The 20999-nt window shown below is 60.6% G+C and carries 17 protein-coding genes; 6 read left to right on the top strand and 11 right to left on the bottom strand.

The window, feature by feature from the left end:
- Positions 1-193 precede the first annotated feature (193 nt).
- Both PQR53_RS28990 and PQR53_RS28985 read left to right on the top strand, forming a co-directional pair.
- On the top strand, positions 194-982 hold the full coding sequence (locus PQR53_RS28990) for an IclR family transcriptional regulator (RefSeq protein ID WP_408461777.1): 789 nt from the start codon (positions 194-196) through the stop codon (positions 980-982).
- A 77-nt stretch (positions 983-1059) separates the two neighbouring features.
- On the top strand, positions 1060-1605 hold the full coding sequence (locus tag PQR53_RS28985) for a hypothetical protein (RefSeq protein ID WP_323045451.1): 546 nt from the start codon (positions 1060-1062) through the stop codon (positions 1603-1605).
- Positions 1606-1607: 2 nt separating this feature from the next.
- On the opposite strand, the gene PQR53_RS28980 is transcribed toward PQR53_RS28985, so the two are convergent.
- Complete coding sequence (locus PQR53_RS28980; RefSeq protein ID WP_408461774.1) at positions 1608-3956, bottom strand: bifunctional acetate--CoA ligase family protein/GNAT family N-acetyltransferase; 2349 nt, start codon at positions 3954-3956, stop codon at positions 1608-1610.
- A 103-nt stretch (positions 3957-4059) separates the two neighbouring features.
- On the opposite strand from PQR53_RS28980, the gene PQR53_RS28975 reads away from it, so the two are divergent.
- From PQR53_RS28975 to PQR53_RS28960, 4 genes are all read left to right on the top strand, one after another.
- The gene (locus PQR53_RS28975; protein ID WP_408461772.1) at positions 4060-4353 is read left to right on the top strand and encodes a hypothetical protein; all 294 of its coding nucleotides are present in this window, start codon (positions 4060-4062) and stop codon (positions 4351-4353) included.
- A complete protein-coding gene (locus tag PQR53_RS28970; protein WP_408461769.1) occupies positions 4313-5182 on the top strand; it encodes a LysR substrate-binding domain-containing protein in 870 nt (289 codons plus the stop codon). Before PQR53_RS28975 ends, PQR53_RS28970 begins: the two co-directional genes overlap by 41 nt.
- Positions 5183-5488: 306 nt before the next feature.
- Entirely contained in the window at positions 5489-6613 is a 1125-nt protein-coding gene (locus PQR53_RS28965; RefSeq protein ID WP_408461766.1) for a fimbrial protein, read from the top strand.
- A gap of 408 nt (positions 6614-7021) precedes the next feature.
- Positions 7022-7492 carry a hypothetical protein gene (locus PQR53_RS28960; protein WP_408461763.1) on the top strand — a complete coding sequence of 157 codons (471 nt, stop codon included), beginning with the start codon at positions 7022-7024 and terminating at the stop codon, positions 7490-7492.
- A gap of 158 nt (positions 7493-7650) precedes the next feature.
- Here PQR53_RS28960 and PQR53_RS28955 read toward each other — a convergent pair whose 3' ends face one another.
- The 10 genes from PQR53_RS28955 to PQR53_RS28910 all read right to left on the bottom strand — a co-directional run bounded on the left by PQR53_RS28955 (position 7651) and on the right by PQR53_RS28910 (position 20861).
- Complete coding sequence (locus PQR53_RS28955) at positions 7651-9252, bottom strand: peptide chain release factor 3 (protein WP_408461760.1); 1602 nt, start codon at positions 9250-9252, stop codon at positions 7651-7653.
- Between the two features lie 322 nt (positions 9253-9574).
- Positions 9575-10579 carry a fimbrial protein gene (locus PQR53_RS28950; protein ID WP_408461757.1) on the bottom strand — a complete coding sequence of 335 codons (1005 nt, stop codon included), beginning with the start codon at positions 10577-10579 and terminating at the stop codon, positions 9575-9577.
- Positions 10580-10706: 127 nt separating this feature from the next.
- The gene (locus tag PQR53_RS28945; protein WP_408461754.1) at positions 10707-13418 is read right to left on the bottom strand and encodes a fimbria/pilus outer membrane usher protein; all 2712 of its coding nucleotides are present in this window, start codon (positions 13416-13418) and stop codon (positions 10707-10709) included.
- Positions 13419-13553: 135 nt separating this feature from the next.
- Positions 13554-14297 carry a fimbria/pilus periplasmic chaperone gene (locus PQR53_RS28940; protein WP_408461751.1) on the bottom strand — a complete coding sequence of 248 codons (744 nt, stop codon included), beginning with the start codon at positions 14295-14297 and terminating at the stop codon, positions 13554-13556.
- Positions 14298-14376: 79 nt separating this feature from the next.
- Positions 14377-14934, bottom strand: a complete 558-nt coding sequence (locus PQR53_RS28935; protein WP_408461749.1) for a fimbrial protein — start codon at positions 14932-14934, stop codon at positions 14377-14379.
- A 378-nt stretch (positions 14935-15312) separates the two neighbouring features.
- Positions 15313-16701, bottom strand: a complete 1389-nt coding sequence (locus tag PQR53_RS28930; protein WP_408461747.1) for an MFS transporter — start codon at positions 16699-16701, stop codon at positions 15313-15315.
- 162 nt (positions 16702-16863) lie between these two features.
- Positions 16864-18303 carry an NAD-dependent succinate-semialdehyde dehydrogenase gene (locus tag PQR53_RS28925; protein ID WP_408461745.1) on the bottom strand — a complete coding sequence of 480 codons (1440 nt, stop codon included), beginning with the start codon at positions 18301-18303 and terminating at the stop codon, positions 16864-16866.
- Positions 18300-19337, bottom strand: a complete 1038-nt coding sequence (locus tag PQR53_RS28920; RefSeq protein WP_408461744.1) for an aldo/keto reductase — start codon at positions 19335-19337, stop codon at positions 18300-18302. Before PQR53_RS28920 ends, PQR53_RS28925 begins: the two co-directional genes overlap by 4 nt.
- A 93-nt stretch (positions 19338-19430) precedes the next feature.
- Positions 19431-19955 carry a formaldehyde-activating enzyme gene (fae, locus tag PQR53_RS28915; RefSeq protein ID WP_408461743.1) on the bottom strand — a complete coding sequence of 175 codons (525 nt, stop codon included), beginning with the start codon at positions 19953-19955 and terminating at the stop codon, positions 19431-19433.
- Between the two features lie 615 nt (positions 19956-20570).
- Entirely contained in the window at positions 20571-20861 is a 291-nt protein-coding gene (locus PQR53_RS28910; RefSeq protein WP_408461742.1) for an H-NS histone family protein, read from the bottom strand.
- Between the last annotated feature and the right edge of the window lie 138 nt (positions 20862-20999).

Here is a 20999-nt window from a genome sequence, read left to right as displayed (position 1 = left end):
TTCTTATGAAGTATTGGTGTGCGCTTATTCACCAATGAACGTATTATTCATATACGGACTTTTCGAAGTCAAGGAAGGTGCACTGCACCATGCGTCGGTGTTTCCCCTGGACCCCGACACTTCGCACCAGAAAGACCGCGCACTTACACTCACGCGCCAGATAATGAGAAAAGCACACGGAACCTTGCTCACCATGGACGCAGAAGACAAAGACGACGCCGACCGTTACCGCGCGCCCGCGCTTGACAAGGGCCTCGACATCCTCGAACTGCTTGCCGAGCAGAAAGAAGGGCTGACGCGCGCCGAAATCACCAAGCTGCTTGGACGCAATGCGAGCGAGATGTACCGGATGCTGGAGCGGCTGGTCGCACGGCAATACGTGGTGCGCTCGGCGGCGGGCGACCGTTATTCGTTGGGTCTGAAGCTATATGCGCTCGCGCATCGTCATCCGCCGATGAACCGGCTGATCTCTGAAGCACTGCCGCTGATGCAGCGCTTTGCCGATGCTGCGGAACAGTCATGCCATCTGGTGGTGTACGACCGCGGCAATCTGCTGGTGATCGCGCAGGTGGACGGGCCGGGTACATGGGGGATGTCGGTACGGCTCGGTTCACGGGTCGGCCTGATCGATACCGGATCGGGCCGCGTGATGCTGGCGTTTCAAAGCGTTGAGCAGCGTGAACAGATGCTGACCGAACACACCAAGGTAAAGGGCGAAGTCACGATCGATCGCGATGCGCTGGAACAGGCATGCGAGCGGATTCGCGCGGCGGGTTTTTCGCAAAAAGACAGTCAGCAGACTTTCGGTGTGACCGACGTCACGTTTCCGATCCAGGGGCCGTCCGGTCAGGCGATCGCGGTGCTCACCTGCCCGTACTTGCGCCGTATCGATGAGTATGTCGCGCCGACGCTGGAGGCGGCGACTGCCTTGCTACGCGAAACGGTTCAGGCATTGTCGATGTTTCGGGAAACGGCCGCGTAGCGCTGATGGTTTAGAATGGCGACCCTCTCAAAAATCACGCCGCATGGGTCCCCTCCTGCGCGCTCAACGATCAAGCAATGGCGAAACTTCTGACCGATTCCGAATTCCAGCGTTTTTCCGAACTCCAGCAGAAGCAGTCGAGCTTCACGATCACGCCTGAAGAAGCCGACGAACTGCGCGACATCGTCGCTCATGCGCAAAAGCGCCGCGACGACCGCGCTGCGGCGATGCAAAGCATCGAGACCTTCATCAAGCAATTCGACATCAGCCCGGACGAGCTATTTTCGGCCGAGCAGATCGGTGACGCCGCGCGCACCTTCGGCCTGATTCCGGCCGCGAAGAAAGAGCGCGTGCTGCCGCCGCAGTTCACGTTCAACGGCAAGCCGTATCAATGGACGGCGCGTCCACTGCCGGACGATATCCGCATTCCGTTGTTCGATGCCTTCAAGGCGGGCGAATCGGTGAAGCCGTTCATCGCGACGCTGAAGGACGCGAACCGTTGCGCCGCGACCATCGCGCGTCTGGAACGCGAGACCGGCGCTGTTTATGCTGAAGCATTGCTGGAAGAGTTGTCGGTGACGCGCACGCAGGTTGATGAAGCGGCGACGAAGCTGGCGGCTTGAGCTTAAGCTTCATCCAGCGCCATTCTGAAACCGACGACGCCCGGATCTTCCGTCGGCGTGATGGTGAAGCCGCACGATCGGGCCAGCGCGATCATCGGTGTGTTTTCGCGCAACGCCTCGCCGACCAGCCAGTGGATGCCGCGCGCCCGCGCGTACTTGATGATCCGGTCCATCAGTAATTGCCCGAGGCGCCGGCCTTTCTGGTCGGAACGCACCGCGGCGGCGAACTCCGCCGTCTCGTTGTCGGGATCGGCCACCGCGCGCACCACGCCGAGTGTGCGCGTAAAACCCTCTTCGCTCGTCACGGTTGCGATCAGCGCCATTTCGCGGTCGTAGTCGATCTGCGTCATGCGCGCGAGCTGCGAGTGATCGAAGCTGCCGACCGCGCCGAAAAACCGCAGCCGTAAATCTTCCGGTGTCATCGCTTCGACGAAGTCGTGATGCGCGGCTTCGTCTTCCGGGCGGATCGGGCGGATCGTTACGCGCAGGCCCTGCCAGTCGAGCGTCTCTTCGAAGCGGCGCGGATAGGGCACGATGGCGAGCCGGCTGCGCGTGGCTGCGACGGTCAGCGTCGGCTCGACCACGACGACATGCTCGCTGAACACACGCAGCGTCAGCGTGAGGCCGACGAGTTCCTTGACGTCGCAGACTGCTTGCGACAACGCCGTCAACGCGGCCAATGCCGGCTCCGGCGCGATCAGCCGCGCGTAGCGCGAACGCGTGACGATGTCGCGCGCCAACATTGGATTGAGCGGCGGCAGGCCGTAGACGCGCAGCGGGTCGGAGACGCCGTCCACCGATGGCGCGGTGAAGCGGAAGACGGGGCCGAAGTTGTCGTCATCGTGAAGTTCGACGGCGATGTCGACGACGGGTTTGCGCGATTGCGTTTCAACGCGCAGTCCAAAACGCTCAAGAAACCGCGCCGCCGCCTCGCCGGTTAGTTGGTGCTCACCTGCGGCGATGGCGGCACGCGCTTGCGCCTGAGCGGCATCGATCGCTTCGGGGATCTGCGCCGGCAAACCCTCCGGCGTCTGCATCAACAACTCGCGGCCCATCCGATAGTCGACCAGACGCGCAAATGCGCGCGCGAGCCGCTGCGGTGTTGTATGAACCGGAATACCTTGTGCGTGCAGCGCGTCGCGCGTCGCCGCATCCACGCCGCCGAAAAAACACGCCAGCAGCCCGCGATACGCAAAGCGCTGATTCGCGATCAACGCCTGCGCGACCTCGTCCACCGGGGCGCCGTGCGTCGACGCGTGAACCACGAACGCCGTCCCGGTGCTGCGATGCTCGGCGAGCAGCTTGAGCGCCGTGCCGAAATGCTCGGGACGGGCGTCGTCGCCGAGCCTCAGCGGATTGCCGGCTACCGAGTGCGGCAGCGCTTCGCTTAGTGCCGCGTCCGCTTCCGCGGGCCATGGCGCGAGTGTGTCGCCAGCGGCGGCGAAGGCGTCGCAGGCGAGCGTCGCGAGGCCGCTGTCGCTGGTGATCAGCGTCGCCGTCGCGCCCGCCGCCACCCGGCCCACGCCGAGCGTTTCGATTTCGTCGAGCAGATCGTCGAGCGAGTCGACGCGCACCATGCCCGCCCGACGAAATGCGGCGGTGTACAGCGCGTCGGCGGGATCGGCGCGGCCCGAGCGCAATGCCAGCACCGGCTTGTTGCGCGCCGCCGCGCGTGCCGCCGACATGAACTTGCGCGCAGCTCGCACCGTGTCCAACTCCAGCAGGATCGCGCGTGTGCCGGGATCGCTCGCCAGGTAGTCGAGCACGTCGCCGGCATCCACGTCGGCCTCGCCGCCCAGCGCCACCGCGTGCGAAAACCCGAGCCCACGCGCATGCGCCCAACCGAGCACCGCGTTGGTCAGCGCGTTCGACTGCGACACCCACGCCACGCCGCCTGGCTTCACCGTGCACGACGGCGCGCCGAAATGCGCATGAAACGCCGGCGACACCACCCCGAGACTGCCCGGCCCGACGATGCGCAACAGATTCGGCCGCGCCGCCGAGAGCGCGTGCCGCAGATGCAGGCGATCGTCATCGCTACGCACCTCGCCGACGATGATCGCCGCGCGCGTGCCCAGGCCGCCGAGTTTATGGATGATGCCGGGCCACGTATCCGGCGGTGTACAGATCACCGCGACGCTTGGCGCCTGCGGCAGATCGCCGGCATCGCCGATCACCGGGTGGCCGGCAAGCGTGTTGTATTTGGGATTGACCGGCCAGACAGGGCCGTCGAAACCGCCTTCGAGCACGCGCGCCCACACCATCGCGCCCGTGCTGCCGGGCCGCTCGGAAGCGCCGATCACGGCGACGGACTTGGGTCGGAACAAGGCATCGAGATTGCGAACGGTCACGGGCGCTCCGCAGGGTGAGGAAAGCGCGCCTGAAGGGAGGCGTGCGCGTCTTCGTCAGGATAGGCGAAGTCGGGACCTTGCGCGGTGGTTATGAATTCGCGGGTTGCAGTGCGCGAAATCACTTCGAACTCACCCCAACGCGCGCCAGAATATTTTTAGCGCGCTTAGGCAAAATATCGACTCGGAATGCGACAATCCTACGGATGCCGAACAGCCCGTTTTCCTTGAAACGGGCGAGCGGATTGAAGGCCGGCACGGTGCGTCGGAGACAACGCACGGCACGAACATGGATTCCGTGAACGCGCGCGACAACTCATTGCGCCTTCCCCGGATGAACAAAGAACAGAAGGTGATTTATGCGGCGCTTGCCATCGCTGATCGCGTTGCGCTTCTTTGAAGAAACGGCCCGGCACATGAGCTTCAACCGTGCGGCCACCGCGCTGTGCGTCACTCAGGGGGCGGTGAGCCGGCAGATCAAGCTGCTCGAGGAATCGCTCGGCGCGAAGCTGTTCGAGCGCGATCACAAGGGCGTCCGCTTGACGCAGGCGGGGCTGCAATTTCTGCCCTGCCTCTCCGACGCGTTCGACACGATCGAGCGCGGCTTTCGACAGATCACCACGGCCAAAGGGCGGCGCCGTCTCGTCGTCACCGTGCCGCCCACCTTTGCGACACAGTGGTTCTCGCCGCGGCTCGGTTCGCTCAGTGACGAAATGCCCGATGTCGAACTGTCGGTGCGCACGTCGTCCACGGACGATTGTCACTGCAACATCCGCTTCGGCCGCGACGCGCTGACGGGTGCACATTCCGAATTGCTGATGACTGAACGCCACGTGCTGGTTGGCGCGCCAAGTCTGCTGAGCGAATCGCTCGATATGCTGCTTGAGCATTTACCTGCACTACACGTGCTGCATAACGATGCGCGGCTGGATCTATGGCCGAACTGGCTGGCGAAGGCGGGTTTGCCGGCGCGTTATGCGGAAAACGGTATTGAGTTTTCCACGCTGGAGCAGGCGATTCGCGCGGCGCGGAAAGGCGCGGGGCTGGCGGTGGTTGATCGGAACATGATCGTCGAGGAACTGGCGGATGGGAGTCTCGCGCGGTTTTCTGATATTGAGGTGGCCGGACCGTTTGGCTACTGGCTCGATATCCCGCAGCAGCATGTGGGGCTTGAGTATGTGCAAGCGTTTGCTGCGTGGATGCGGGAAGAGGTTTTGAAGATGGAGTGAGGGGCACCAAGCCCAACCTCCCACCGTCCCGCCGTCTGTCGCTCCCAGTTGAAGCACTCCACGCAGTTGCCTTCGCCTCACCCTTTCCTCACCTTCTCCCATCTGTCGAGCAGCTTCGTTCACTTAGCATTCGCCTCCCATGCCGGACATTTCTGCACGGTCGATAGGAATCTTCCTGGCGAATTCAGATATTTCCGATGTTTTTCGAGATCGCACCCGGTGAACATGTGATCTGCGTAAACGCAAGCAGGTACCGGCACTGAGCCGCTCCGCTCTTGCCTGTTTGCGAATCGGAAAGGTGAACATATGTTTGAATTGACAGCGGCATTGACCGGATCTCGCGCTAAAGATGCTTATCCAGAACAACCTGCCGGACGGGCTCGCAAGCGCGATGCTGATTTATCATCAACGCGCTTCTATGTATGTGCTCTGTTGTTTTTGCTTGCGGGCTTGATCCCCCGCTTTGCTCACGCAGATATCACATGCAACAACCAATCCGGAGTCAATCAAATCCTGTCCGCAGGGTCCATTTCCGTTCCCGCGAATACAGCGGTTGGCACAACGGTAAGCACACTTGCACCCGCCACATATACGTTGCAGTGTAAATTCCTCAATTCTGGTCAGATGACCACGTCCGGTACGAACACTGCTAATTTCTCGACGACGGCAGCGCTCGTACGCGGTACAGACGTTTATCAAACGGGCGTTTCCGGCCTAGGGGTCCGCTACACATTCAATTCGTCGGCATGCGGCGCCACTGATGTCGTTATGACGAACGGTAAGGCCGCCGTTACCTGTCCATTCACCGGTCCCCTCGGCGGAGCATACATGCAGGCCAAGATCGACATAACCGCTCAGTTGGTCGTTACCGGTCCCATTCAGGGCGGCATTTCCAACCTTACGACTGCTCCGACGATCGCAATTAGTTTTAAGTCCTCGGACTCACCTTCCAACTGGAGCCAAGGGAATCTTTATACGGGCACCGCAACCGGCACGCTCACTCAAGCCACTTGTTCGGTCAACCAGCCTAATTTGATTGTTACGCTTCCCAACATCAGCACAGGCGCGCTGTCTTCCAGTAACGGCTCCGCCGCGGGTTCGCAGGCATTCTCGCTTTCATTTAGTTGCGTGTCAGGTGCGAAGGTACTCATTACGCTCACCGACAATGTCAACCCGGCCAATCAGGGCAACAAGCTTCAACCCACCGGCGATTCGACGTCGCAAGGCATTGGCGTCCAGATTCTGAAGGATGGACTGCCGATATCGTTCGGCCCGGACTCGGCCACTGTCGGCAATACCAACCAGTGGCTGATCGGCGCCTCGCCGAGTGGGCCACTACAGGTGCCGCTGACCGCACGATACGTTAGTACCGGCAAGGTCTCACCGGGAACGGTAAGGGCGCTCGCTACGTTCACCATGTCTTACCAGTGATACTTGCAATCTGCTCAAGTCTGCGGTGAAGCGAATTGCGACCGGGTGATTCCGCGCTGTCGTTAATCAAGCTCTGACCGGTCTCAGTGGGCCTTGTCCAAATGGTCAAAACTGGCAATTTGGCCCACGCAAACGATCATCGCCACGCCGCCCTCATTTATAATCATCAAGCCTTCGGGAAACACCCGGCGGTCAGGAATGGAAGCCTGTGATGCAAACCGCACACCCGCCCAGGCGGGTCGTGCGTCTACCGCCGCACGTCTATATTTCAATGGGCGGGCCGTGGTGGGGGAGCCGCAAGGCTCGCCGGTTTGTTTGTGTCCCGGTCTTCCAAACCCGCTTCGTGCCCGCTCACCCGCTTCACAAACGCGTGTCGGGCGTCTCGAGATGTACCAGGGAGATCGCATCATGAGCAAATCCACAAAACAATCTCAACCCGATTCACGCCCGCCAGTCGACGCACTCCAGTACGAAAAGCTTGCACTTTCGGCATTCAGCCTCTGTGACCGGCAGTTGAGCCAAATCAATACGCTGATCACACTTGCGTCTTCAATGTGTAGGAATCCTGCTATTACAACTGACGAAAGACGACGTCATCGCACCATGCTTGAGTTGCTCGTCGACATGGGGGAGCAATATCAGCAGATGCTTGAGTGTGACCGTGAGTTGTACCAGGTCATCGCGCTCGATGCGAAAGGCATCCCTCAAAGCCGCATTACCGCGAGCCGGGCGGCGCGCCTTCTTGCAGAGGCAGCAGGAACCGCTGGGCAAGCTTCGCTTACGGAACAAACCGTAGAAAGCAAACGAGCCGTCACTGAAAACGCGACCGATGTAGATGCCGATGCAGACGCGCAGCAAACAGTGGCAGCGCCACACTGATCGATCAAGGGCGATCATCGCTGTGCTCCATAAGCTTCCGTTTGCACAGAGAGTGAGCACAACAACCACGTGAACCGTCCAGCAAAAAGGCCCTGCGTTTCCACAGGGCCTTTTTTTGCTCGATGGGCTCATCGCATACCAGGCCCACCTAGGGCGGCTTACATCGACTTCTTGAACGGCGCGCCCGAATGCTCGCGCAATTCGTTAAACACGATCTTCGGCCACGCCTTCTGCGCGACTTCGATTTCCGAAACGTGCGACGCCAGATAAGTCGGTGCATCGGACGCATCAAGCGCGATCCGCGCTGCATATGAATCGGTGAAACGACGCAATTCCGCTGCATCGCCGCAAGTCACCCAGCGCGACATCCGGTAACGTGCCGGTGCCATGCGCACATCGACCTTGTATTCCGTCGACAAACGGTGCGACACCACTTCGAACTGCAGTTGACCCACAGCGCCAAGAATCATCAAGCCGCCCACTTCCGGACGGAACACCTGAATCGCGCCTTCCTCGCCAAGCTGCTTCAGCGCTTCACCGAGTTGCTTGGCGCGCATCGGATCGACCACTTCGACCGTCTGGAAAATTTCCGGGGCGAAGAACGGCAGGCCCACGAACTGAAGCATTTCGCCTTCAGTCAGCGTATCGCCGAGACTCAGCGTGCCGTGATTCGGGATACCGATGATGTCGCCCGGATACGCCTCGCTGACCGTCTCACGACGCTGCGACAGGAACGTCACCACGTTATTCGCGCGGAACGTCTTGTTCGTACGCGTCACCTTCACCGCCATGCCGCGTTCGAAATGCCCCGAACACACGCGAATGAACGCCACGCGGTCGCGGTGCGCCAGGTCCATGTTCGCCTGCACCTTGAACACGACGCCGGTAAACTTCGGCTCGTCCGGCATCACCGGACGTTGCACCGTCATCCGCATCGACGGCGGCGGTGCAAGATCGACCAGCGCGTCGAGAATTTCCTTCACGCCGAAGTTGTTGATCGCCGAGCCGAACAGCACTGGCGATTGCTGGCCGGCGAGGAACTGCTCGCGATCGAAATCAGGCGACGCGCCGGTGATCAGGTCGATCTCTTCCTTCGCCTTGATCCAGCTATGGCCGAAGCGGCGTTCGCCTTCTTCGTTGCTGGGCGCTTGCAGCGTTTCGACCTCGCCGCCCGCCTTATCCTGCCCGGCGCGGAATAAGCGCACCTGGTCGTGCTGGATGTCGTAGACACCCTGGAATTCCTTGCCCATGCCGATCGGCCACGTGAACGGCACAGCAGCCACGCCCAGATGCTGTTCGATTTCGTCGAGCAGTTCGAGCGGCTCACGCACTTCACGGTCGAGCTTGTTGATGAAAGTGACGATCGGCGTCTTGCGGCTGCGGCAGACTTCGAGCAGCTTCAGCGTCTGTGCTTCGACGCCGTTGGCGCCGTCGATCACCATCACGGCGGCATCGACCGCGGTGAGCACGCGATACGTGTCTTCGGAGAAGTCTTCGTGGCCCGGGGTGTCGAGCAGGTTGATCACGGCGTCGCCGTACTCGAACTGCATCACCGAGCTGGCCACCGAAATGCCGCGCTGCTTTTCGATCTCCATCCAGTCGGACGTCGCGTAGCGATTGCTCTTGCGGCCCTTAACGGTACCGGCGATCTGGATCGCGCCCGAGAACAGCAGCAGCTTTTCAGTAAGCGTGGTCTTGCCCGCGTCCGGGTGGGAAATGACCGCGAACGTGCGGCGGCGTTTGAGTTCGGAGACTGACATCGGGTCTGGCGGTCACGGATAGGGGTTCGGGCGGTCTTCAGCGGCTTGTGGCCTCTGGGCTGCCACGCGTGGCGTGGCGGCGTCGAGCTGCGGGAGTTGGGCTTGGGACCCTCCTCACAATGGCAACTCGACCGCGTCGCAACCAGCTTACGAACGAGCGTTCGACAATACGGGAATCGCCAGCGCAGAACAGCGCAGGGAACGAATGATACACGTCATGGGGATATGTATAGGGAAAACCGCCTCGCCTCGGGGTGCCAAGAGGGCCTGTGGAGAACCGGTGTGCGCGCGGAAGGGCGGCGAATGGCCGCCCTTTGTGCCGCTACTGATACGAGATGGTGAAAGTGGCAAGCGCTTTGACCGTACCTGCCGAGACCGCTCCGGTACTGATGTAGCGCGCGGTCAAGGGAACTTGTAGCTGCCCGTTCGGCGAATCACCGATCAACCACTGATTCGTATTGCCCGGCGTCGCGGCATCGGCGCCGAACGAAACCGGCCCCGAACCATTGAGCACCTGGATCCCTATTCCCTTGGCCGACGAGTCGGCGGTGAGTTGCAACGTATTTGAGCGGCTCGCCGGGTTAACGTTGTCCGTCAGCGTGATCGAAACCTTCGCCCCTGCGCTACAGGCGAACGTCAATGAAAACGGTGTAGGTGCGAAGACAGCCCCAGAACCAGCGGCAAAGGCTCGGGTGTCGGCCGTGGCGAGGGGGACGTAAATATTGGGCTGGCTCACCGAACACGTCGCGTGCGTGAGCGTGCCGGTCGCACTACCGGAATAGATCGGAGATTTAGCCCACGAAGCTGTCCCCCCGTCCGAGGTGCGGAACGTAAGAGCTATTTGCGGTATCGTCGACAAGGTGGACGCTCCAGGCGCAATCGTCCCGGTGACTACCAAAATCGACGTCACCGTGAGATTGAGCGGCACAGCCGAGCCGCCCGCTGGCCCGGTAAACGGACAATTCAGGCGTGTCGAACCGTTGGCAAGCACCTGGTTACTGATGCCACAGTTCGCTGAATTGAAGGTGTAACGAATGCCGAGGCCCGTAATGCCTGTTTGATAGACATCGTTAAAACCCGGCGCGAGCGGATTCGTAACCGTCAGATCGCCGTACAGCGTAGCGGACGACTGCGCGCCTCCGCTGCCACCCATGGAACACAAAAACTGGAACGCGTCCGGCGCTACTGTTTTCACCGTTGCGCCGACAGCAGCATTTACCGGTACGGAAATCGTGCCAGCGTTCAACACTATGTTGAGCGGACCTGGATTACAACTCAGGTTCGCATGCGCGGATGCGGACAGCAGTGCAGCGAATAAAACAAGCATTGCGCGCACGTAGGATCGTGCCAGAGAAGAATTCGATCGGCACTCGCAATCCGAGTTAGCAGTTTGGCGCTGACCAATCAGTCGGCAGCGAAGTATCCTATTCCATCTGAACATCGTGTTCACCTATTTAGTTGAGATTTTCCTGACCGCCGACGCAATGTCCTTCTACTGACAAATAAGCCGCGCCAGCCTTACCCGTCGACTTCGGCAACACATAATCAATCCGGCACTGCTCAGCCGCCGCCTCGCCCCACTTCACGAACAACGAGCCCTTATCTTCCAGCCCGCGCGCAAAAATCCGGCTATCCTGCGCGACCACACCCACGTTGTGGCCATTGCCATCCACCACATCCACACCAAACGGCAATGCCTTATCACCCAATTGCGGCGCACGAATCAGCGCGGCACGCCCGCTCACGGTCTTGTACTTGATCATCACCACCGACCCAAGACGCGGCACAGCCTGTTCCGAAGTCGACTCGAATTCGACATCGGTCGAGGTGCCCTTCGGGTCGATGTCAACGGTATTCATACCGTAAGGCGTCAAATAAGGCACCACGGCGTAGCCACGGCTATTGAGCTTGACGCCAGGCGCGCTACTCACGCTTGCGCCCGCCGCCCCCGGTGCCTCGACGATGCCAAAGGTGTCACCGACCGTCTGCGACAAAGTCACGCCGCCCGGATGCGCGACGACCGTGCCGCTGACACCGGCCGATACCTGGCTCGAACCCGAACCCGCGCTAGCCGATGCCGTCATCTGTGCATACGGCGCGCGCCATGCACCGCTCACGCCTGTGTTGGCCGAGCTGTTGCCATTACCGCTGCCATAGGTGCCGTACGCGTTGTACGAATACTGGTTGCTGTCACCCAGCGAGCCGCTCACGTTCGCCTGCAAGTTGGTACTGCCGCCCGAACTCGACAGATTCGTCGACATCAGCGGCGCATGCTGACTATGGCCAAGCGGAAGCGTGGTGCTAAGCATGTACTGATTGGACATCGATCCGTCCGAATTGCGGGTACGTCCTGCTGTAATGCTGTAGGTGCCGTACTTGAAACTGTTGGTATAGCCAGCCTGATAAAACGTATCGCTACCGCCATGATTCCAATACTGCTGCGACGAAGCGCTCAGGAACACGGTGCCGTGATCCTTCAGGTTCTGGTTGACCGTGAGCTGGAAGCGGTTGCGCTGACGATAGACCGAGTTCGTATCGCCGCCGCGCATTGCGAGATCACGCACCGATGCTGCATCCGACAAATTCATGAAGCCTGCAGTCGAATAACGGTAAGCGGCAACCGCAATATTGGTGTCGGTTGGATCGATAAACTTGCTATAGCCGATGCGCAAACTGGTGCCGCGCATCGTGCTTTGATTCGGGATCTGTGTCTGCGCGCCTGTTACGTCCGCGGAGAACGCGCCGAACTTCGTGTTCAGTGCCGCACCCACGTCAGCCGCCACGTAGCCGTTGGCAGCGACAGCGCCACCGTAGGCCGTCACCAGATTCGTCAGGCCACGTTGCAATGTGAATTGCGCGAAGTTCGGCTTCGTTTCGAGCGTCGAGTTGCGCAGTTCCCCGGCGGTCACCGAGAAGCGCGTCGTTCCGGGACGCAGCGACTGCGCGACCGAAGCAAACGGCACCGTAAAGGTCTTGGTGCGGCCATCGGCTTCCGTCACCGTCACGTCGAGATTGCCGCCGTAACCGGTTGCGTACAGATCGTTGATCTCGAATGGGCCCGGCGACACGCTGGTTTCATAAATCACCTGACCGTTCTGGCGAACCGTGACACGCGCATTCGACTCCGCCGTGCCACGCACCACCGGCGCATAGCCACGCAGCGATTCGGGCAACATGCGGTCGTCGGTAGCGATCTGCGCGCCGCGGAATTGCACGCTGTCGAACACATCACCCGTCGTGTAGCCGTCGCCCACCGTCACTTGCGATTTCAACGCGGCAACGTCGTGCTGCAAATAGGTTGCGATGTTGTCGAAATGCGTGCCTTGGCCCGTCGCTTGCGACAACGACGATTGATGGCGGAAGTGCCACGCGCCAATGTTCACGCCGGCATTCAGGCCGAGATAGCTTTGCGTCGACTGCGTGCCCGAACCAGCGGTGTGGTAAGTGTTCGCGTTGTAGCTGACAAAGCCCGCATTCACGCCGGTTTGCCACATGTCCGGCGGCACGTAGCCGCGCGCGGCGTTGCGCATGTACTTCTGCGGCACGCTCAGCACGAGCTTCTGCTCTTCGAAGTTGAAGTCGACGGTCGCGCCCGGCACCGTTGCGCCCAAGTCGACGCATTCGTCAGCGCCCGCAGCGGCTACAGCGGTTTTATCGGATTGCGCACTAACGGGCGCCGCCTCAGCGCCTGCGGCGTCGTGTGTGTCATTCGCTGCACCTGCTGCGGCTGAAGCATGTTCTGCCACCTTCACTCCAGTATCCGCACCGACTTTCGCGAAATCGACACCAAGCTTTTCAAGCATCGGGCGACTAAAGCACGGGTGCGCACTTTGCCCTTCGCTAGCCGCCACAAAGCGCACATCCTGGCGCGCCACACGAACGTCGTTGACCCAGAGGTCGACGGAATAGACGCCTGCCGACACCATGTTGCCCCGCGCAAAACGCGTAACGTCCACTGTCTGCTTCGGGTCGGTACGCAAGAACGTCGTATCGAACTGAACCGCTGCGGCGGCATTGGTGCTTTCTGCTGCACTCACACTCGCCGGCTGAATGCCGCCCAGCACCGCGAACACCGACATAACAACGGCGGTGACGGGGTTCAGGCCGAACGAACCAGGACATTCACTGGTGCGAGCATGCGATTGATGACGAGGTGAGAGTTTCATGATTTAACTGATCCAATGTCCTGCAACGGACGTGCGTCGTCCTTCATGCATTGCCTGTGCAATGCACGCCGCTGTCGAGAAAGAGTTGAGCTATGGGGCGGGAGGCTGCCGCCCGACCGGCAATACTGCTGCGGTCTATTGGCCGAGCGTCGCGTCGCCGTTGATGGCGCCGCCGTAATCACTGATGGCGGTGTAGTGAACCTTCGCGCCTGCTGGTACGGCATTCATCTTTTCGACTGCCAGAACTACAGACGCGTGTGGCGCAACCATGCCGCCCTTTTCATTCCTGAAGGTATGACCGCTGCTTTCGACATCGACTTCGCTAAACGACACGTAGTACGGCGTCGGATTCGATACGCTCACGGCTTGGCCCTTGCCGTCCGCCGACGCGGCAACCTTCCAGTTCAACTGCGCCGGCGCGTCTTCTGGTTTGCCCGGCAGCTTGGCCGGACGCACGAACACCTTGATGCGGGTGCGATAGGCGAGCTGCAGCGAATTGACATCCGGGGCCGCACTTGCCTTAGGCGGAATGTCCAGCACGTTGAGCCAGTAGACCGATTCGCGATCCTGCGGTACCGCGTCGCCGCTATACATCACGCGCAGCGTCTGCGCTTTCTTCGGATCCATGCGGAAAATCGGCGGCGTAATCACAAACGGCACCTTGATGTCGCCCGGTTTCGCATTGGCATCGCCGTCGTCCATCCACACCTGCACGAGCGATGGGTTGTTGCTGTCGTTATCCAGCTTGACCGTGACTTCGCGCTGCTCGAGCGGATACACCACTCGTGTACCGCCGATCGTTACGCTTGCATGTGCGCTGCCTGCAAGCAGCGCACATGCAAAACCGATTCCCATCGTCATTTTTTTGAGCATCTTCATCACAATCACCTCAAAATTTAATCTTGAAATAAGGCCGTTAAAAAAGGCGCTCACCTAAGCGAACGCCTTCGGTCATTGCTTACTGATATTGCATCGTGTATTGAACCGAGGTGTTCACCGAACCGGCCGTCGCTTTGCCCGTCGCGTAGTAGCGTGCGAAGTATTTCGGGCTGGCTGCACCGCCAGTGATCGTCACGCCATCGGTTGCCAACTGGTTGTTCGAGTTCGTCGTGATGTTGATCGGGTTCATGCTTGCATTCAGCAACTGAACTTGCACGTTTTCTGCATCGCCGGCGTTCTTCAGGTTGCCGGTGGTCTGGTCGACCTGCGGGCCGTTTTCGAAGTTAGCGATCGCCTTCGTTGCAGAGCCCGAGCAGCCGCTCAGCGTAAATGCCAGGTCCGTCGGGCTCGACGTACCAGCAGTAGCACCCGCGGTCGACAGCGTGCCTGCCGAAACGGTCGGCAGCGTGATCGATTTGTCGGACGGGCTGCCCGATGCGACGCTATTGATCGAGCAAGTGGTATCGGAAATGGTACCGGTGAAGGTGATCGTGCCGTCTGCGGCGTTGGCGCCGAACGATGCGAGACCCAACAGGCTGCCGGTTGCGATTGCGAGTGCGGGGATCATTGCTTTCATGTTTGCTGCTCCAGTGAATTAATAAAAGTTCAAGTCAACGGTGGATGCGTGATTGGTTCAACCTGCCGTTCGCCCCTTCACGCTCCAATGTTCTGCGCCGGTAAGCGGCGCTCTTTGTTTCGAACTATTGGCCTCTCGTTCAGGCGCAAACAAATATTAAAATTCGCGGCGACATAAGTACGTAGGACGATTCCTATTTAATTAAGAATCGCCCTACGCGACATGAGATATTTCTGACAGACGACTACGTCCCGAAACTGGGAATAAGACTGTTCTTAAAAATGCTGGGCGAAACGTAGATTTCCCAAGCGGCGCGCATAAAAAAAACCCGCCGCACCGTTGCCGGTGCGGCGGGTTTTATCTGAACGTGTAGGTGCGCTACGCGCCGCTAGCTTCGTTCAGCGTCAGGTGCTTTGTTTCAGGCGCCCAGGCGATCGACACAACCATCCCGATCAGCAAAACAGTCGCAAGCACCATCATGGTCGCGTGAAAACCTAGATGGACGATCCCGAGCGGCAACAGAAAAGTGCCGACGGCCGATCCAAGGCGGCTACACGCAATAGCAAGCCCAACACCGCATGCGCGCACCTCGGTTGGGAAACACTCCGGCGGAAACACGCCGACCAGATTCGAGAATGCCGACATCGTCAGCGTGAAAACGGCAAACGCGACGATCGTCGCCAGCGTTGCAGACTCCGGCAGCACACTCAACGCGACCAGCGACAAGCAAGTCACCGCGAACGAACCAATCAGAAACACGCGGCGCGACAATTTGATCGTGAGCCAGATACCGATCAGCGCGCCCAGCACGAGGAAACCGTTCAGCAGGAAGTCCGCGCCCGAACCGTCGTTCAGATGAATGGCCTTGAGGATCGTAGGCAGGAATGTGTAAATGGCGAAGTACGGAATCACGAGACACACGAAGAACGCGCAATTGAAAATCGTCCGGCGAATCAGGTCCTCTCTGAAAAGCCGCGCAAAGCCGGTATGTCCGTGAACTGCGGGTTCATCAATGCCGTCGTCGAGTGTCACGTTGGGACCGAAGTGCTTGAGCACGATCGCCCTGGCTTCGGCGACGCGACCCTTGCCATGCAACCAGCGCGGTGACTCAGGCGTGCCCATTCGCAGCACCAGCACGATCAGCGCCGGCACACCGGCCGATGCAAGCAACCACCGCCATGCATCGGGCGACGCATCGGCGTAGTGCATGCCGAGCACATTCGCCACCACATAGCCGACGGTCCACACCACGCTAAACGAACCGAGTAACGTGCCACGATGCTTGCGCGGCGAAAACTCGGCGAGAATCGCGTGCCCGACCGCAAAATCGCCGCCCATGCCGAAGCCGATCAGCACGCGCAACACGCAGAGTTCCAACGGCGATCGCACGTAGAACTGCGCAAACGCCGCTGCGGTGATGATCAGGAAGCTCAGTAGAAAGATCTTCTGCCGTCCCAACCGATCCGACAGCCAACCAAAAACCAGGCTGCCGACAAAGATGCCCATCAAAGCAGAGCTGCCGATCATGCCCATCCAGAATGCGTCGAGCGGCATCTGACGATTCAGCGACGCCAGCGCATAGCCGATCGTGCCGAGTGCAAACCCTTCGGTAAAGTGAGCGCCGAATGTGAGCCCGGCGATCTTGACGTGAAACGCGTTCAGCGGAACATCGTCGAGGGAAATGGGGCCGCGCAATACCGCCGCGGCGGTGGACGGCAAAGTGGGTGCAAGGCCAAGAGTGGCCGTCTGGATATCCTGATTGCTCACGCTGTCTCCTTCGTTGTGTGGGCAGCGCTGCGTGACCAGCACGTGTGCGTCGGGTGTGCGGTTTGTATCCGACGTGCAACCGGCTTCAGCTACGCAGGGCTGCTTCGTCCGCGCCGCGCGGATGCAGCGCGAGGCGGGCACATAAACGTTCAATGCGTAGGGCTAGCGGCCGAGGCCGCCCATCAGCATGTATTTCAGTTCGGTGTATTCATCGAGACCGTACCTGGAACCTTCACGGCCAAGGCCCGATTGCTTGACGCCGCCGAACGGCGCGACTTCGGTCGACAAGACTCCTTCGTTGATCGCGACCATCCCGCTTTCCAGCGCTTCGGCAACGCGCCACGCGCGAGCGAGATCGCGCGTGTAGAAATACGCGGAGAGGCCGAATGGGGTGTCGTTGGCCGCGGCGATGGCTTCCTCTTCGGACTTGAAACGGAAACACGCCGCCACTGGCCCGAAGGTTTCTTCCTCCGCGATCAACATTGATTTCGAAGCGTTGGCCAGTACAGTCGGCTCATAGAACGTACCGCCGAGCGCATGCGGCTTTGCGCCAGTCAGCACCTTCGCGCCCTTTTGCAACGCATCGGCCACATGCGCCTCGACCTTCTTCAACGCCGCCTGGTTGATCAGCGGACCTTGCTCGACTTCGCCTTGCAGTCCGTTGCCCACAAGCATCTTCTGCGCGGCCTGGGACAACGCCGAGGTGAACGCGTCGTAGATACCCTCCTGCACATAGAAGCGATTCACGCAAACACAGGTCTGTCCGGTGTTGCGGAATTTCGAGGCCATCGCACCTTGTACGGCGGCGCCGAGATCGGCGTCGTCGAAAACAATGAAGGGCGCGTTGCCGCCAAGCTCCAACGACAGCTTCTTCAACGTATCCGCCGACTGCTTCGCGAGCAACTTGCCGACGCGCGTCGATCCGGTGAAAGACAGCTTGCGCACCACATCTGATTCCGTCAGCGCGCCGCCGATCGCTACCGCATCGCCGGAGACGATGTTGAAGACGCCCGGTGGAATGCCGGCCTGCTCCGCCAGCACGGCCAACGCAAACGCTGACAACGGCGTCTCTTCCAATGGCTTGAGCACCATCGTGCAGCCTGCCGCGAGCGCGGGACCGGCCTTGCGCGTAATCATCGCGAGCGGGAAGTTCCACGGCGTGATGGCCGCGACCACGCCGACAGGTTCGCGCGTCACGATGATTTTCGCGTTCGGATTCGGACTCGGGATCACGTCGCCATACGCGCGCTTGGCCTCCTCGGCGAACCATTCGAAGAAGCTCGCCGCATAGCCGACCTCGCCGCGCGCTTCGGCAAGCGGCTTGCCTTGTTCGAGCGTCAGCAGCTCGGCAAGCGCGTCGCGGTTCTCCAGCATCAGTTCGCCCCAGCGCTTCACGCGTGCACCGCGCTCCTTCGCGGTCATCGCGCGCCATGCGGGTAAAGCGCGTGCGGCAGCGGCAATGGCCCGTCTCGTTTCAGCGGCGCCGCCCTTCGCGACCTGAGCGATGACCTCGCCCGTCGCCGGATTCAGCACCGGGTACGTGCTCGCGCTTTCGTACCACTCGCCGGCAATATAGTGTCCGGTTCGGAGGAATGCATTCATGCCGCTTTCTCCAGGTGCTCGACGAACGTACCTTGCGCAAGCCGCGCTTCGCGGGCGATGCGCTTGCCGGCGGTGTAGTCGTTGATCAGGTCGCACGGGGTGTAATTGCGTTCGAGTTCGAACAGTTCATCGGTATCGAGCTTCGTGCCGAGCGCGGCCACGGCGCTATCGAATTGCGCGGGCGTGTCCGCACCAACCAGCATGCTGGCGACGCCGCCATGATTCAGCACCCACGCCTGCGCAATTTGCGCAGCCGACACGCCGCGCCGCGCCGCCACGCGCGCCACCGAAGCAGCAATCTCACGCGAAGCCGCATCGCCGTACATCTGCGCGGTGAAAAAGTCGGTCTGATTACGCGTGGAGTTCGGATCGCAGGTCAGCAGACCGCGCGCCAGCGGACTGAACACCGAGACGCCCACGCCCTGATCCTGGCAATACGGAATCATTTCGCGCTCTTCTTCGCGGTATGCAAGGTTCAATTGCAACTGCATGTTGATCGGTTTGTGCCAGCCGTTGCGCTCGCACACTTGCATGATCCTGGCGAACTGCCAGGTGTACATCGTGGAGACACCGATATAGCGGGCCTTGCCGGCGCACACGATATCGTTCAACGCACCCATGGTTTCTTCGAGCGGCGTATTCACGTCGAAGAAATGCAGCATGTAGATATCGACATACTCCATGCCGAGCCGTTTCAATGAGCCGTCGATACCGTCCATGATGTGTTTGCGCGAATGGCCGCCGGCGTTCTGATACGCGCCCATGTCATAGCCGACCTTGGTCGTCACGACGATTTCCTCGCGTCGTGCGAGGCGCTTCAGAATGCGGCCTACCACTTCCTCACCGACACCTGTCGAATAAAAATCGGCGAGGTCGATGAAATTGACGCCGGCCTCCAGCGCGTGACGTACGATCGGTTCGCTCTGCGCTTCGTCGAAAATCCAGGGCTTCCATTGCGGCGTGCCCATGTTCATGGTGCCGAGGCACAGACGGGATACCTTGAGGCCAGAGTGGCCGAGGCGAATGTATTCCATAGGGTTGGTCTCCTTGCTTCCAGGTCGCGTTCGGTCGCGCCGGCAGTCGCATCGCACGCATGGCGCGCGAACCGCGAACCGCGTGGCGCGTGATTAACGTTGCTTGGGGGTGTAGAACGGATTCGATACATCGCGCGCGGCGGCAAACACCTCGTCGCGATGCGGCAAGCCCTTCATCGCCGCCAGGATCGCGTTCTTGCACGCGCGGTAGTTGTTCTCGAAGACGGCGTCGAGATCGTCGGTCGCCGGGTTGACCCAGTTCGCCGACACCACCACCCAATCGTTTTCCGCTTCGGGCGGCAGCGTGCCGTTCTCGAGCGACTCGGCGACCGCCTTGGCAATGCCGGCTTGCGAGGCGCCCCACGTCGCGTTGCCGTGAAAGTCGCTGCCGATCTGCGCCTTGTTCACGTACAGCGTCAACGGTTTGGTCGGCACGCCGGGACGCGCGATCACGACGAACGGTGCGTGCCCCGCTGAAGGCGTCGCCAATGCGGTGGCAAAGGCCTGTCCAGCCGGACCGGCACGCGGCCCGACCAGTACGTTGATGTGCGCGAGGTTGACGCCGGGGCCTTCGAATCCTTCGCCGATAAAGAGTTGTTTGTCCGTCGATACGCTCATGGTCTTTCCGTCGAGGTTGAGTGGATGACCGATTGTGCTGTCCGGTCCTCGCGACCCTGTATCGATGAGTTTTGATGCGGGGTATGAGGCGAACTCATCTCCGGGTTTGCCCGCAGACGCGTGCGGTGGGTGCGCCACGTCGCACGCGCACGAACCCAAAGGTGAGCGTTTTCGGGACTCGCGACTGCGAAGCTCGAATCGCCATGAAAGGTGATGACGCGGACGGCCGCTCACGCACCCGCAGCGCGAAGTTCAGCAGCAAAGTAAAGTCCGTGGAAAACAAAGCGTGAGAACCACGCGACGCGCCAGGGGTTGCTTCGCATAGCCTGGGAACGCCCGCCAGCAAAGGCTGGCGCGGGTTTCGGGGAACGGGTGCCGCTATGAGGAACAGCAGAGGCGATCACGCCGCAAGGTGCGTCATCGGACAAAACCAGGCTCACCGAAACAACAAATGATGGCTCGAGGCGCCTCGCGAAATCCATGGCGCGCGCGGCAGGCTCACGCGAAAGGTGAGCGTTTTCGGGACCCTCTCTACGGTGCGAGAAAAACCGAACGCAACTTCACTTCAGTAAAAACTCGGCGCGTTGCAAGCACAGGCGCCGTGGACGCACGACGTCAGTCTTCGATCAGAAAGCGTTCGCGATTCTTGCCCACGAGCCAGCCAGGCGAGCGGCCACGGCCGCTCCATGTCTCGCCGGTTTTCGGGTTGCGGTACTTGGCGACCGTTGCCAGTTTGCGTCCCGCCGCGCGCTTGCTGGTGAAACCGAGTTCTTCGGCCGTCAGGTCATATTCGGCGACCTTCTGCTTGATCTCGGCGATCGCCTGGGCGATCTCCTTTTCACGCGCCACGGCGACTTCCTTGTGGAGCTTTTCGAGTTGGGCGGTCAACTGTTTGTATGAGGCCATGGCGGGTACTCCGATCGATTTTGACGAACTGCAGTGCGGACGCTCCGAAGGAAGTCTCCTTAGGCGCACACTATCAGACGAATAAAGTGCCGGATAGAGCCGCGCGCGCAGGGCGGAAGGTGGTGCGCAGGACGGCCC

This window comes from Paraburkholderia fungorum, from assembly GCF_046027605.1.
Taxonomy (GTDB): domain Bacteria; phylum Pseudomonadota; class Gammaproteobacteria; order Burkholderiales; family Burkholderiaceae; genus Paraburkholderia; species Paraburkholderia fungorum_F.
Note: the sequence above shows the minus strand (reverse complement) of the source record. Positions and strands in the feature narration are given on the sequence as shown.